This is a genomic window from Stenotrophomonas sp. NY11291 (genome assembly GCF_023277365.1).
GTDB classification, from domain to species: domain Bacteria; phylum Pseudomonadota; class Gammaproteobacteria; order Xanthomonadales; family Xanthomonadaceae; genus Stenotrophomonas; species Stenotrophomonas geniculata.
Map to the genome: position 1 here is coordinate 2,518,713 of NZ_CP096975.1, position 14,974 is coordinate 2,533,686.

The following is a 14,974-nucleotide window of genomic DNA, read 5'->3' on the forward strand; positions in this document are numbered from 1 at the left end:
GGCCGGCCCTGTCGCGGGCCAGAGGGGACTGCTTGGACAACGTCATCATCGTCGGGCCTCGGCTTCGGCAATGGGAAGTTCGAACGGGCCGGCCGGCGCCCCGCTGCGGTCGCGCAGCGTGCACACCGGGCCATCGGCCCAGCAGTAGCGCACATGCGTTGCGCGCGTGGACAGCGGGCCGCGCAGCAGGATCCGGCGCGCATCCAGTCCGGCATCGGCGTACTCGCAGTGGCGCGTATGGCCCCTGGCCTCGCACAGTTCAAAGCCGATCGGACGCAGTGCGCCGGTCGCGGTGAGCGCGCCTTCGACATCCTCGAACGCAATGGCGACGCCCGTGGGCGTCCGCACGGCGGCGACCGCTCGCGGGCCCGACGGTGCCATGCCCTGCTCGCCGTACACCACATGGCGCGCCACGCGCGCCAGGCGGCGCCCGAGCTCCTGCTTGTTCGGCGGATGGATGTCGTAGGCGTCGCCGATGTCGATGGCAATGGCAAGACCGCTCTGCGCATCCTCGGCCGCGACGCGCCGCTGCGCCTCACGCACCTGCGCCCAGCCGCTGTCGGCGGGCGCAGCCGGCGGCTGGCCGTAGCCGGCCAGTTGTACCAGCAGCAGTGGCGTGCGCGCACCGAACTGCCGCCGCCAGTCCTCGCGCAGCGCACGCAACCGCACTGCATAGGCCGCACCATCGCCGGTGTTCGATTCACCTTGATACCAGAGCATGCCGCGCAGACCGAAGCCCCCGAGCGGTGCGATCATTCCGTTGTACAGCGTCGACAGCCCGGTGGCGGCCTGCCACGGGGCAAACGGCGGCGCCTGTTGGCCCGGCGCAACCCGATACATCCACGGCCCCTGCAGTGGCACCCGCTCGCCGGTATCGAACTGCAGGCGGTGTGCCGTTGAAGGACCGGCCAGGCCGCCTTCGCCGTAGGTGTCCAGCACGTTGACCGCAATGCTGTTGGATCCTGCCTTCAGCAGGCCATGTGGCAACGGGTAGCGCCTCTCGCCGGCGCCGTACTGGCTGCCGACGGCGACCCCGTTCACCCAGGTCACGTCCACCTCGTCAGCCGATGCCAGCTCCAGGGTCGCGCCGCGTGCAGCCTGTTCAGCGCTCAGCATCACCTGCGTGCGATACCAGACCATGCCGTTGTAGTCGGCAAGTGCGGGCTCGTTCCACCGCTCCCATGCGCCCAGTGTGGCCGGTGCGCGCGACCATCCGCGGTCATCGGCATCCGTCCGCCATGGTGCGTCACCTGACAGTGCGCCCTCGCGTGTGGCCCACCAGTGCTGCCAGTAGCGACCCCAGCGTGCATGTGCCTGCTGCGGGTCGTGGGCAGACTGAGCAAGGATGTCCAGGGGCTCGTCCATGCCGCCCTGCCCGCGCAGCGCGCCCGGGCTGGTCCACGCCTCGATCCGGGACCCGCCCCACGCCGCCTGGATCAAGCCCATCGGCACGGCAGCCGTGCGCTGCAGCTCGCGCGCGAAATAGAAACAGGCTGCGGAGAAGTCGCGCACCCTGTCGGGGGTTGCCGTTGTCCATGCAGGGTCGCCCTTGAAGCTCTCCTGTGCCTGCGCGGCCCCCTCCTGCGGCACGGTGAACAGCCGGATCCGTGGCATCGTGGCCGAGGCGATCTCGCTGGCAGCGTTGAGCGAGCGCCACACCGGCAGCTCCATGTTCGACTGGCCCGAGCACAACCACACGTCGCCCATCAGCACATCGCGCGCCGTCTGCCGGCGCGTTCCGTCGTTTACCTCCAGCGTGTAGGGACCGCCAGCGGCGACCGGGGACAGCATCGCCTGCCAGCGGCCTGCGGCGTCCGCCCGGCTGCTCACCGCCTGCCCCGCAAACGTCACGGAAACCGGCTGCCCGGGGCCTGCGTGCCCCCAGACCGCAATGGGCCGGTCGCGCTGCAGGACCGCGTGATCCTTGAACAGGGGATGCAGCAGTCCCGTCGTTTCCCGCGCCGCGGCCGGCATCGCCACTACTGCCGCAGCCATCATCAACAGCGCACACCCGACCGCTCCGAACCTGCTCATCGGCCATCCCCCGGTGCGAACGGAAACTGCAAGGCCTGGTAGTACGACAACGGATGCGGCGGCGGCCGCTCGCCGGCGGGCAGTGGCCGGCCACTGAGCGACTGGAAGTACGCCACGCTGGCGTCACGCCACCATTGCGCTTCGTTGTGCTGGATCTGCAGGAACGCCGCGACGTGCCGATGCCGCTGCGGATCGATCCGGTCGCTCAGGCCGGCCCAGGTCGCCTGCATCGACTGCACCTGGCGCACGCCGCGCGAATAGCGCCCGACCAGTTCGTCCCAGAGCGTCCTGCCCGAGCGCATGCGGTGATCCCACGGCACATGATGGAACCACAGCAGCAGCGACTCGGGCACCCGCTCGGGGTCGCCATAGACCTCGGCCACCTGCGACGCGTACTGGCCCACGGCGTTGCTTCCGCTGGCGCTGCGGTCAAAGCCGATGCCCTTGCTATCTGCGCGGTGGTAGTACACCGACGTCCAGTCCGCACGCGGGCCGCCGTCCACCCAGGGGCCGGGGCCGTAGTGATGGCCGCGTGCCATCAGGTGATGCAGGCCCAGCGGCGTCATGTAATCCACCACCGCCTCGCGCGAGTCCATCATCATCCGCACGATCGGGCCGGTCACCTGCGGGTCGGGCGAGAAGGTCAGCGCTGCCCAGTCTTCGGCAATCGCGCGCGCGGATTCCTGCGGGTTCCAGGCCAGTCGGCCGAAGGCGTACCAGTTGGCCTGATCGAAGTGCGAGCCACTCCAGGTGCGGTCCACGCCGATGTTGGCGACGCCGGCGATACCGGTCAGCGCATGCCCCTCCAGCGAGCCATCGACCACGCGGGAGACCGTGGAGCCTTCGCCGCGTGCATGGGTGTCGGCCTGCAGCACTTCCTCGTAGAGCGTTCCCAGGTACACCAGGTGCGTCGCAAAACCCAGGTACTCCTTGGTGATCTGCAGCTCCATCATCAGCGGCGTGCGCGGCATCGCGCCAAACAAGGGGTGGAACGGCTCGCGCGGCTGGAAGTCGATGGGGCCGTTCTTCACCTGCACGATCACGTTGGGGCGGAAGGCGCCGTCCAGCCCGACAAACTCGCTGTATGCCTGCTTGGCGCGATCTTCGGGAACCTCGTGCGAATACACGAAGGCCCGCCACATCACCACACCGTTGTAGGGCGCCAGCGCGTCGGCCAGCAGGTTGGCGCCGTCGGCATGGGAACGACCGTAATCCTGCGGGCCGGGTTGCCCTTCGGAGTTCGCCTTGACCAGGAAGCCGCCAAAATCCGGAATGCGCGCATGGATCTCATCGACCTTGTCGCGCCACCAGCGCCGCACAGCCGGATCCAGGGGATCAGCCGTTGCCAGGCCGCCGAGTTCGATGGGTGCACTGAAGCGCGCGCTCAGGTAGACCCGGATGCCATAGGGGCGGAACAGGTCGGCCAGCGCGGCGGCCTTGGCCAGATAGGCCGGCGACAGGCTCATCGCACTGGCATTGACGTTGTTGAGGACGGTGCCGTTGATGCCGAGCGAGGCGTTGGCACGGGCGTAGTCGGTGTAGCGCGGGTCACGCCACTGCGGCAACGTCTGCCAGTCCCAGAGCGAGCTGCCTGCATAGCCACGCTCGACGTAACGATCCAGGTTGTCCCAATGGTTGAGCAGACGCAGTGCGACCCGAGGCGACTCACGCACCTCCAGCCCCCGCAGCGACGTGCCACGCTGCAGCAGGCGCAGCAGATGGAAGGTGCCGTACAGCACGCCGACATCCTGGCGTGCCGCCACCAGCAGCACATCGCGCCCCCCGGTCCGGACCTGCCGGATCAGGAAGCCCTCGTCGCCCAACGTGGCGATCTCGTTGCCGAACGCGGCAACCAGCGCCGAAGACTGCGGCGTACCCAGCACCAGGGCATGGTCAGTAGTGATTGCCGTTCGCATTGGCGGGGCCGTTCCCAGCAATCCAGAAAGGCTGCGCGCAAGCTCGTCGCGGGTAGCGCGCTGCATCGGCGTGCAATCCGGGGCCACCACTTCGGCCAGTTGCCGCCGGTAATCGGCAGCGACCGTTGCGGCAACCGGCTGGTAGCGCATCCACAGCGCATAGCCATCCTCCGCCCGTGCTCCGCCAACACAGGCCAGCAGCACGAGCAGGGCCCACAGCTGCGTGCCGACAGCGCGCAACAACGGCGTTAACATGCGCCTTTGTAGACTACGTCCGGGCCCGGGACAGCGCATCATCGTCCTTCGCACCCGCGCGGCAGCGCCACCAAGAACAAAGGGATCGTGCATTGGACAAGCCGAAGAAATCGGTTCGCCGCAGAACCGCAGGCGTGACGATCGACGAGGTTGCGGCCCTTGCCGGCGTTTCGCCGATGACCGTGTCGCGGGTGATCAACCAGGGCAAGGTGCGCGACGTCACCCGCGAGCGCGTGCTGCGCGCCGTGCGTGAGCTGGGCTATACGCCCAATCTTGCCGCCAGTTCGCTGGCCGCCGCACAGCACACGCGCATTGCGCTGATCTACACCAACCCCAGCGGCGCCTACCTGCGTGAACTGCTGGTGGGCCTGCTGCGCGTCGCCTCCAGTTCCGCCATCCAGCTGGTCATCGACTACTGGGACAACCTGGATGCCGAATCCGAACGCAGGGCGGCGCGCGCGCTCGCCGGACGCGTCGACGGGGTGATCCTGCCGCCGCCCCTGTGCGAATCGCAGGCCGCCGTAAGCGAACTGGTCAAGGCTGGCATTCCGGTGGTGGCCATCGCATCGGGGCGCCTGAGCGAGGCCCTGTCCTGCGTCCGCATCGACGATTTCAGTGCGGGCAGGGAAATGACCGATCACCTGCTCCGGCAGGGACACACCCGCATCGGCTTCATCCGTGGGCGCGATGACCTGAGCGCAAGTGCGCTCCGCTACGACGGGTTCGTCACCGCCCTGCGCGAGGCCGGGCTGGCGGTGGACCCCGGCCTGGTCCAGCACGGTGACTACACCTACCGGTCCGGCCTGGCTGCGGCCGAGAAGCTGCTGTCCCAGCGCCGGCCACCGACCGCGATTTTCGCCAGCAACGACGACATGGGCGCCGCCGCCATCTCGGTGGCGCATCGGCGCGGGCTGGAAGTGCCGCGCGACCTGTCGGTCGTGGGTTTCGATGACACCTCGGCCGCCACCACCGTGTGGCCGGAACTGACCACGATCCACCAGCCCATCGCCTCGATGGCCAACGCGGCCGTCGACATCCTGCTGCGCACCATCCGCCGTCCGGCGGCGGACGCAACGGTGCTGCGCGATCATGTGATGCCGCATCGGCTGATCGCACGCGATTCGGTCGCCGCGCCACCCCGGCGGCGGTAGCGCAGGCATCATGCTCCGCATCCTAGGGTGACCTCGGCTTCGTTCAGCGCACCCAGCGCGACGCGTGACACGGAGATCGTCATCGCATCGCCCGTCACCACCGACCACGGCCGGTCGATCGCGTCCAGCTTGGCGCCCGCCTTGGCCAGGCACTTCAGCGGCACGCCAACACGCTTCCACTGGCCTTGTGGAAGCGCCGCCAGCGACGACCCGATGGCGATGCGTGCCGAGCAGCCCGCGCCGCAACCGACCGACAGCCACACCTCAACCTGCGGCGCAGCGTCGACCCGCAGCGTGGTCAGCAGCATCAGGTCGCCGTTGGATTCGCGCTGCAGGTCCACCGCCGTGTGCGACTGCAGTGCAGCGACGGCCTCGCCCTTGCCCGACCAGGCCAGGCGTCGCCCATCCTCCTGCGCCAGATGATCCACGCCGGTGATCTTCAGCCGGTCATCTGGCAATGCGTCCGGTACGCGGGTCACGGTCAGGCCCTGGCCAGCGGCATCCTCGAGTCGCAGCGCCATGCCAGGGCCTGCGTCACCACGCGCGAAGTAGACGCCGGTCGCGCCCTCGTTGCCAGTCACGCCCGATGCCTCCGGCAGCGCGGCCAGGTCGCCGTTGTCGGCGTAGGTCAGGCCGAAGCCGAACGCAAACAACGGATCGTAGTCCTTCTGGCCAACGTTGTTGGCGTACTGGGTGGCGGTGCGCGGCCAGCTGAAACTGAGCTTGCCCTTGAAATCGTGCTGCACGCGGCCATCGCTTCCGCGCAGCAGTACATCGGCAATGCCGGCGCCTTCCGAGCCCGGCAGCCATGCAGCCACGAAGGCATCGGCGGCATTGATTTCCCGGTTCACCCAGAGCGGCCGCCCGCTCAGGAAAACCGCAACAACCGGTATGCCTTCGGCCTTGAGCCGCTTGAGCAGCGCCAGGTCCGTTTCGTTGCCGGGCTTGTACGCCAGCGTCGGCCGGTCTCCCTGGAACTCGGCATAGGGGTCTTCGCCAAACACCACCACCGCCACATCGGGCTTCACTGCATAGCGACCGTCAACGGCAAGCAAGGCTTCACCACCCGCCGCGCTGGCCTGGCGCGCGATGCCCTCATAGATCGTGTCCGCATTGGGGAAGTCCTTGCGGGTGGTGCCGGTGCCCTGCCAGTTGAGCGTCCAGCCGCCCGCCTGCTTGCCGACATCGTTGGCACCGTCGCCGGCCACGAGGATCCGCTGCTTCGGAGACAGCGGCAGGACGTGGTCCTGGTTTTTCAACAGGACCAGCGATTCGCGCACGGCCTGCCGGGCGACCGCGCGATGTGCCGGCGCGCCGATCCGTGCGAACTGCCCGCCGACGGCCCGCGTGGATGGCCTGCCGGCCTCGAACAGCCCAAGGCGGAACTTGACCCGCAGGATCCGGCGCACTGCATCGTCCAGCCGCTGCGTCGTGATCCGGCCGTCCTTGACCGCAGCCAGCGTCGTCTCGTAGAAGCCCTTCCAGCTGTCCGAAGCCATCGCCATGTCCAGGCCCGCGATGATGGTGGCCGGGCAGTCTGTGGTGGTGCAGCCCTTGACCTGTCCATGACCATTCCAGTCACCCACCACGAAGCCACCGAAGTTCATGCGGCCCTTGAGCACATCGGTGAGGTAATGCCGGTGCCCATGCATCTTTTCACCGTTGACGCTGTTGAACGACGCCATTGCGGTCTGCGCGCCGGCGGCGATTGCCGGCGGGTATCCGGCCACGTGGATGCGCACCAGATCTGACTCGCTGATACGGGTGTCGCCCTGGTCCTTGCCGTCAGTGGTGCCCCCATCGCCCAGGAAGTGCTTCACCGAGGCGATTACATGGCGGCCATCGAGGAACTCCGGTGTTCCCACCCTGCCCTGCAATCCCTCCACCATGGCGCCCGCGTAGCTGGCCACCACCTCGGGCGATTCCGAGTAGCCCTCGTAGGTTCGGCCCCAGCGATCATCCTGGGGTACCGCAACGGTCGGCGCGAACGTCCACTCCATGCCGGTGACGCGGGTCTCCAGCGCGGTGATGCCACCGATCTGCCGCAGTAGCTCCGGATTGCGCGTGGCGCCCAGCCCGATGTTGTGCGGGAACAACGTGGCACCCATGATGTTGCTCTGCCCGTGCACGGCATCGATGCCGAACAGCAGAGGGATGGGCTTGCCGCCTTTGGACGTATCCATGGAGGCGTCGTAGAACGCGTCGGCCAGCGCCAGCCATTCGGCCGGCGAGGCGTCATAGCGGCCGCCGGGATCGGAGTTGCCTCCGGCCAGGATCGAGCCGAGGCGGTAGCGGCGCACGTCGTCGGGGGTGACGCTGGCGATGTCGCCCTGCACCAGCTGGCCGACCTTTTCCTCCACCGTCATGCCGGCCATCAGGTCGGTGATGCGCTTCTCCAGTGCCGGATCCGCGGCCAGCGGCCAGGCGACCTTCGGCCAGGGATCATTGTCGGTAGCTGCGGCGGCGGCAGCCCGGTCCTGGCCGCGGCAGCCGAGCAATCCCAGCATCAGTGCGGCGACCAACGCGCCGCTGCGGATTACCAAGGCCTGCGATGTCATGGCGCTCATCCTTCCATCTGCTCCAGTTCCTTGCCCTTGGTCTCGTGCACATGCCGGACCACGAAAATCACCGAGATCACGGCAGCCACCAGGTAGATGCCGTAGGTCGCTGCCAGCCCTGCCGCGGCCAGCAGCATCGGGAACGTCACCGTGACCACGAAGTTGGAGGTCCATTGCGCTGCGCCAGCGACCGCCAGTGCCGAACCGCGGATCTGGTTCGGGAACATCTCGCCCAGCATCACCCACATCACCGGCCCCCAGGACAGATTGAAGAACACGACGTAGGCATTGGCCGCCACCAGCGCCAGCGTGCCCATGCGACCGGGCAGCTGCAGGTGCCCGTCCGCCAGCGAACCGCTGGCAAAGGCCACCACCACCAGTGCAAGCGACAGCGACATCCCTGCCGAGCCGAACCACAGCAGGGGCTTGCGGCCGATCCGGTCAATCAGCAGCACCGTGACCACGCAGGCACCGATGCTCAGCGCGCCGGACAGCACGTTGATCAGCAGCGCGTCGTTTTCGGAAAAGCCGACCGCCTGCCACAGCACGGCGCCGTAATAGAACACCACGTTGATGCCGACCAGCTGCTGGAAGCAGGCCAGCCCGACGCCGACCCAGACAATCGGGCGGATCCGCCCGGTCGCCCGGCTCTTCAGGTCGGACAGTCGAGGGCGATGATGGTCGTTGGACAACGAGGCATCGATCTCCTCGAGCGTGGCGCGGGCCTTGTCGCTGCCCAGCAGCCGGGTCAGCACCCGTAGTGCATCGTCCTTGCGCCGCTTCACCACCAGGTAGCGCGGGCTCTCAGGAATGGTCAGCAACAGCAGCAGGAACAGCAGCGATGGCGCGGCCTGCATCCAGAACATCCAGCGCCAGGCGGCCTGCCCACCCCACAGCGGTTCGGTCGACGCGCCCGCTGCAGCCGCCAGCAGGTAGTTGGACAGGAAGGCAGCGGTAAGCCCGGTGATGATGGCGATCTGCTGCACCGTCGCCAGGCGGCCGCGATAGCGGGCCGGAGCGACCTCGGCAATGTAGGCCGGCGAGATCACGCTGGCCGCGCCTACCGCGAATCCGCCCACCACCCGCGCCGCAATGAACCAGCCTGACGAGACCGCCGCCCCGGCACCGAGCGCCGACAGCAGGAACATCACTGCCGAAAGGATCAGCACGTTGCGACGACCGAGGCGGTCGGCCAGCCGTCCAGCACTGAACGCGCCCACCGCACAGCCCAGCAGCATCGACGCGATCTCGAACCCCTGCATCCATTCGCCGGACCGGAACGCCTGGTGCAGGCCATCCTGGGTGCCATTGATCACACCGCTGTCGAAGCCGAACAGAAAACCGCCAATCGTCGCTACCACGCTGATCAGTACGATCAGTGGTGTGTTTTCACCGCTGCCTGCTGCCTGGTTCATCCCCGTCCCCTTGAGTGCACCGTTGCGCCCTTCGCCTGCCGCGCTCAGCGCAGCAGGTATTGGTTGAGCAGGTTTTCGTAACGCTCCTGCTTGCCGCTGGCCTGGCGCGGTTCGCCGAGCCGGGAGGCCAGTGCCGCCAGGTCCGGCAGGCTGAGCGTGCCACGCTCGAAATCCTGGCCGGCACCGCTGTCGAAACTTGCGTAGCGCTCCTTGCGCCATTGCTCCCAGGGCGACTCGGTCAGCAGTGCATGGGCAACCTCCAGGCCGCGTGCGAACGCGTCCATGCCGCCAATGTGGGCAATGAACAGATCCTCCAGGTCGGTCGACTCGCGGCGCACCTTCGCATCGAAGTTCAACCCGCCCTCCAGCCCACCCTGGCGCAGCACGACCAGCATCGCGCCGACGGTGTCGTACAGATCACTGGGGAACTGGTCGGTGTCCCAGCCGTTCTGCGCGTTGCCGCGGTTGGCGTCGATGCTGCCCAGCAGGCCGTGATCGGACGCGACCTGCAGATCGTGCTCGAAGGTGTGCCCGGACAATGTGGCGTGGTTGGCCTCGATGTTGAGCTTGAAGTCCTTGTCCAGCCCATGCTCCTTCAGGAAACCCACCACCGTGGCACTGTCGAAGTCGTATTGGTGCTTCATCGGCTCCATCGGCTTGGGCTCGATCAGGAAGTTGCCCTTCAGGCCAATGCTGCGGCCGTAGTCGCGGGCCATGGTCAGGAAGCGTGCGAAGTGCTCGATCTCGCGCTTCATCTGGGTATTGGCCAGCGACGCATAGCCCTCGCGTCCGCCCCAGAACACGTAATGCTCACCGCCCAGCTCGACCGTCGCTTCCAGTGCAGCCTTGACCTGCACGGCTGCACGCGCGACTACCGCGAAGTCGGGATTGGTCGATGCGCCGTTCATGTAGCGCGGGTGCGAGAACAGGTTGGCCGTGCCCCACAGCAGCTTGACGCCGGTGGCCTCCTGGCGCGCCTTGGCCAGGCCCACCATGTGCGCGAGGTTCTTCTGGTACTGGCCGATGTCATCGGCATCCGGCGCCAGGTCGATGTCGTGGAAGCACCAGTACGGCACGCCCAGCTTCGTGAAGAACTCGAACGCGGCGTCCACCTTTGCCTCGGCCGTGGCCAGCGGCGACGATGCCTCCCACGGGAACTGCCGGGTGCCCGGGCCGAACGGATCGTGCCCGGCATTGCAGAAGGTGTGCCAGTAGCACACGGCGAAGCGCAGATGCTCCTGCATGGTCTTGCCGCCGATGACCCGGTTGGCATCGTAGACCTTGAAGGCAAGCGGATTGTCCGAGCCCTTGCCCTCGAACGGAATGCGGCCGACGCCGGGGAAGTACTCCTTGGCGCCGATGAAGGGCTGCGTGCTCATGGTGCGTGCTCCTGTCGTTGTACGGGGTGTCGTGGAGGAGCCATCAGCCGTGCTGCAGCGGCGTGATGGCATCAAGATGGCTGAGGAAGCGTGCGTAGGCCCGTGCATAGGCTTCGCTGCGGTCCGGATCCGGCCGTGCGGACAGCGCGGGATCGACGGTGACGTGGCGCGCGGTGATGTCGCTGATCGAGGTGGCGTCTCCCTGCGCCCTGGCGAACGCCCACAACGCCTGTAGCGCCGCTCCAAATGCCGCACCTTCGGCCTGCACCGGGACGTCCACCGGCAGGCCGAACACATCAGCCACCAGCTGACGCCAGGCAGCGCTGTTGCTGCCACCGCCGGTGAGCACGATGCGATCGAACTGCATGCCTGCGCGGACAAAGGCGTCGTAGCCATACTTCAGGCTGTAGGTCGCGCCCTCCATGGCGGCGCGGTACACATGCGCCGGGGTGAAATTGGCGGTGTCCAGGCCAGCCAGCACGCCCTTGCCCAGCGGCAGGTCAGGGGTACGTTCGCCATTGAGGAACGGCAGCATCACCAGCCCGCCTGCTCCCGGTGGCGTCGCGCGCAGGTGCGCATCGCCGTCGCGAGTGCTGAAGCCGAAGGCACGGGCCACCTGTTCGGTCGCCACGGTGCAGTTCATGGTGCAGATCAGCGGGAGCCAGCCCCCCGTCGACGAGCAGAACGCTGCCCAGGCGCCGTCGGTATCGATCACCGGCGATCCGGAGTAGGCAAACAGCGTTCCGGAGGTTCCCAGGCTCATCGCCAGCCGACCTTCCGTGACGCAGCCGGTGCCGATCGCCGCCATCATGTTGTCGCCGCCGCCAACGGCCACCTTCACCGCCGTCGGCAGCCCCAGCGCGGCTGCCGCAGCAGGCGCGATATCGAACAGCGCATCGGGTGATGCGATGGGCGGCAGGCAGGCGGCAAGATCACGATCAGGGTCGGTTGCGCGCAGCAGCTGCTGCGACCAGGTGCGTGTGCGCACGTCCAGCCAACCGGTTCCAGACGCATCGCCAAGCTCGCAGAACCGCTGCCCGGTCAGCACGAAGTTCAGGTAGTCGTGTGGCAGCAGGATGGTCGCCATCCGCGCGTAGGCGTCGGTACGGTGGATCCGGGTCCAGGGCAGCTTGGACGCTGTGTAGCCGGCCAGGATCGGGTTGCCCGCCAACGCGATGGTCCGTTGCAACCCGCCCACGGCGTCCATGATCTGGATGCACTCGGCCGAGGTGCTGGTGTCGCACCACAGCTTGGCCGGCGCCAGTACTTCACCAGCATCATCAACCGGCACGAACCCATGCTGCTGGCCCGATACCGCCAGCGCGACGATGCGAGCGCGCAGCGAGGGATCGATCCGGGCAAAGCAGTCGCGCAGGGCCGACACCCAGTCGGCAGGCGCCTGTTCACGGCTGCCGTCGGTGCCGCTGTCCAGCGCGAGCGGCGCGCTGGCCGAGGCCACAACCGCCTGCTTCCGCGGGTCATAGACCAGCACCTTCAGGCTCTGCGTCCCTGCATCGATTCCTGCAACCAGACCCATCGAAACCGCCTCCATTCAAAAAAGGTAGCGCTAACATTCCGTGGACTCAAAAAAGGGGCGTGATGTTCAGCCCCTCCTTGCCACCGCTCGCGTCATCGCCACCGGTGTTGCCGCACTGTAACCAGCTGCAGCGGAAAAAGCGTGCTGCAACGCAAAACCCTGCTACGCGTTTGCTGCCGTCGAACGCCACACGTCAACGCCGGACCTGCAGTACTGCGCGATGAACTCCGCCTGCGTCGGCATCTGCGCGGCGGCCTGCTGCACCGGCTGCTGGATGCCCTTCAACAGGGTGCGCAGATCGGCGTCGCTCACTGCCCGCGCCAGCGGGTGGGCAGGACCGGGCGCGATGCCCTGCCCGAGCAGCACGCTGGTCCACGATTCCACGCGGAACAGCTCGCCGGGGTCCTGCCAGGCGTGTGCGCGCTCGCGCCACGCCTGCAGCCGCTGCTGCAGCGATTCGGGCACGCGCATTTCGCGACACGCCTTCCACATCGGTTCGGTGCGCTGCGTTGCGTGATAGTGCAGGATGATGAAGTCGCGCACGTGCTCCATTTCCTGGCGGCTGACATCGTTGTACAGCTTCACCAGCGACGCACGGATGCCGTCGAACGGGAACAACTGGATCAGGCGCACCACCGCGCTGATCGTCAGATGGATGCTGGTCGACTCCAGTGGCTCGATGAAACCGCTGGCCAGCCCGAGCGACACCACGTTCCCGTTCCAGGCCTTCAGCCGGCGCCCGCTGCGGAACGGCACCTTCCATGGATCGCGCAAAGGTGGGGCCCCGGCATCGCGCAGCAGCTTCGCTGCGGCCTCGTCATCGGACAGGTAGCGGCTGTCATACACCAGCCCGCAGCCAACGCGGTGCTGCAGCGCGATGTGCCAGCGCCACCCCGCTTCGTGGGCGATCGCGCGGGTATAGGGAACCGGCGGCGCCACCGCTTCGGTCTGCACCGCCACGGCCCGATCGCACGGAAGCCATTCGTGCCAGTCCTCGTAGCCGGTGCCCAGCGCCTGCTCGATCAGCAGGCCACGGAACCCGGTGCAGTCGATGAACAGATCGCCCTCGATCACCTGGCCGTCGTCCAGCACCAGCGCCTGCACCGAGCCGTCGTGTGCGTGCTGCCTGACCAGGGCGATCCTGCCTTCGATCCGGCGCAGGCCGTGGGCCTCGGCCCTGTGGCGCAGGAACCGCGCATACAGGCTGGCATCGAAATGATATGCATAGCTGGCCTGCGGCTGGGTGTGCAGCGAGAAGCGGTCGCCATGCGAGGCGATGCTCTCCAGGCAGAAGTCGCCCAGGTCCGAGGGCATGCCGCGGCGCAGGCTGTCCAGCCAGAAGTGATGGAAGGGAGCCGCCCAGGTGCCATGGCCGATGGTGCCGAACGGATGGAAGAATCGATCCCCCGGCAGCCGCCAGTTCTCGAACGAGATCGACAGCTTGAAGGTACCGGCCACCGCGCGCAGGAACTCCTGCTCGTCGATCTGCAGGAAGCGATGGAAGGTGCGGATCGGCGGCACGGTGGACTCACCGACGCCGACCGTGCCGATCTGCTCGGACTCGACCAGCGTGATCTGCAGTTGGTCACGGAACTGATGCGCCAGCGCGCAGCCGGCCAGCCATCCCGCTGTACCGCCACCGGCAATGACCACTTTACGGATGCGCCCTGCAGGCGTGCTCTCGGTATCCAACACGGTGCCCTCTCTCAACGGTTGAGCCTGCCCAGCAGCATCGCGCGCATGCGGCGGGCGCGCTGCTCGTCGAACGGTGCCAGATCCCCGCGCGCCGTGTCAGGCAGGTGCTGCCCGGCGCGCTCGCCGGGGCCGAATACGTAGTATCGGAAGAGCCCTTCCCAGGCCTGCTTCTCACGCGCTGGCAGGTCGCGCACGGACCACATCGCGTGCTGTAGCGCCGCCAGAGGCGCCCCCAGCCAGGCCGGCGAGCTTCGCCACCAGTAGTTCACCAGCACGTTGAACGGTTCCAGGCTGCGTACATGGTGCCACCACATGCTGGGAATGAAGATCGCATCGCCCGGCCCAAGCACCGCCCTGCGTGCATGCGCCAGCGCGTCGCGGAAGCGTGGATGCCGACCGAAGTCGGGGTGTTCGAAGTCCACCACGCTGACCACCTGTCCACCCGGCGTGGGATCGAGCGGACCCGGATAGAGGTTGTCGATCTGGGCGGGCGGGAACAGCGTGAACTCGCGCTGCCCCACCGCGCAGCAGGCGAGGTTGTCGGGTGTGTCGAAATGGCACGAGGCCGTCACCCGGTTGCCGATCCAGATGCTGGCGGTGGCGTCGATGCCCTGCTTCGCCAGCCCGGCGTCGTTGGCCTGCGCGAATGCCGGCAGCAGGGCCCGCTCGATCGGCAGCGAGGCCACGTAATAGGTTGGCGGCCGCGGCGCATGCAGCGTCGTGGCGATCTCTTCCAGCACCTGGGCCAGCAGGCCACGCCGCACTTCGAAGTTCAGCCGGGTGAAGTCCGCGCTGTAGAACGGGCGGCCTGCGATCTCGGGGCCGCCGAACGAGTACTGGATGGGCGCACCCGCATCGACGCTGCACAGGTACACCATCGCGTCGTGCACGCCGCCCAGTCCGGCCTGGACCAGTGGCCAACCGCTGGCGATGCCGCGCAGTACGACCGGCTCACCGGCGTCCACCAGGTCAGCCAATGGCAACGCGGCAGGATCGATGCCTTCCAGGATCCGCATCGGCAGGCTGGCTTGCAC

Annotated in this window: 9 protein-coding genes; 1 reads left to right on the forward strand and 8 read right to left on the reverse strand. The window is 67.6% G+C overall.

What is annotated here, in order from left to right:
- Positions 1-45: 45 nt before the first annotated feature.
- Together M1L61_RS11865 and M1L61_RS11870 are read right to left on the reverse strand one after the other, a co-directional pair.
- Positions 46-1,998 carry a sialate O-acetylesterase gene (locus M1L61_RS11865; RefSeq protein WP_248854779.1) on the reverse strand — a complete coding sequence of 651 codons (1,953 nt, stop codon included), beginning with the start codon at positions 1,996-1,998 and terminating at the stop codon, positions 46-48.
- Positions 1,999-2,030: 32 nt separating this feature from the next.
- Positions 2,031-4,205 carry an alpha-glucuronidase family glycosyl hydrolase gene (locus M1L61_RS11870; RefSeq protein ID WP_248853491.1) on the reverse strand — a complete coding sequence of 725 codons (2,175 nt, stop codon included), beginning with the start codon at positions 4,203-4,205 and terminating at the stop codon, positions 2,031-2,033.
- Positions 4,206-4,297: 92 nt separating this feature from the next.
- On the opposite strand from M1L61_RS11870, the gene M1L61_RS11875 reads away from it, so the two are divergent.
- Positions 4,298-5,356, forward strand: a complete 1,059-nt coding sequence (locus M1L61_RS11875; RefSeq protein ID WP_019337710.1) for a LacI family DNA-binding transcriptional regulator — start codon at positions 4,298-4,300, stop codon at positions 5,354-5,356.
- 8 nt (positions 5,357-5,364) lie between these two features.
- On the opposite strand, the gene M1L61_RS11880 is transcribed toward M1L61_RS11875, so the two are convergent.
- The 6 genes from M1L61_RS11880 to M1L61_RS11905 all read right to left on the reverse strand — a co-directional run bounded on the left by M1L61_RS11880 (position 5,365) and on the right by M1L61_RS11905 (position 14,974).
- Positions 5,365-7,923 carry an exo 1,3/1,4-beta-D-glucan glucohydrolase gene (locus M1L61_RS11880; RefSeq protein ID WP_248853492.1) on the reverse strand — a complete coding sequence of 853 codons (2,559 nt, stop codon included), beginning with the start codon at positions 7,921-7,923 and terminating at the stop codon, positions 5,365-5,367.
- Entirely contained in the window at positions 7,920-9,329 is a 1,410-nt protein-coding gene (locus M1L61_RS11885) for a sugar porter family MFS transporter (protein ID WP_099559335.1), read from the reverse strand. Before M1L61_RS11885 ends, M1L61_RS11880 begins: the two co-directional genes overlap by 4 nt.
- 44 nt (positions 9,330-9,373) lie before the next feature.
- Positions 9,374-10,708, reverse strand: coding sequence for a xylose isomerase (gene xylA, locus M1L61_RS11890; RefSeq protein ID WP_049409713.1), 1,335 nt, complete (start codon positions 10,706-10,708; stop codon positions 9,374-9,376).
- Positions 10,709-10,751: 43 nt separating this feature from the next.
- Complete coding sequence (xylB, locus tag M1L61_RS11895; protein WP_197617482.1) at positions 10,752-12,245, reverse strand: xylulokinase; 1,494 nt, start codon at positions 12,243-12,245, stop codon at positions 10,752-10,754.
- Between the two features lie 162 nt (positions 12,246-12,407).
- On the reverse strand, positions 12,408-13,940 hold the full coding sequence (locus M1L61_RS11900; RefSeq protein WP_248853493.1) for a tryptophan halogenase family protein: 1,533 nt from the start codon (positions 13,938-13,940) through the stop codon (positions 12,408-12,410).
- An 11-nt stretch (positions 13,941-13,951) separates the two neighbouring features.
- Positions 13,952-14,974, reverse strand: coding sequence for a cupin-like domain-containing protein (locus M1L61_RS11905; RefSeq protein ID WP_019337715.1), 1,023 nt, complete (start codon positions 14,972-14,974; stop codon positions 13,952-13,954).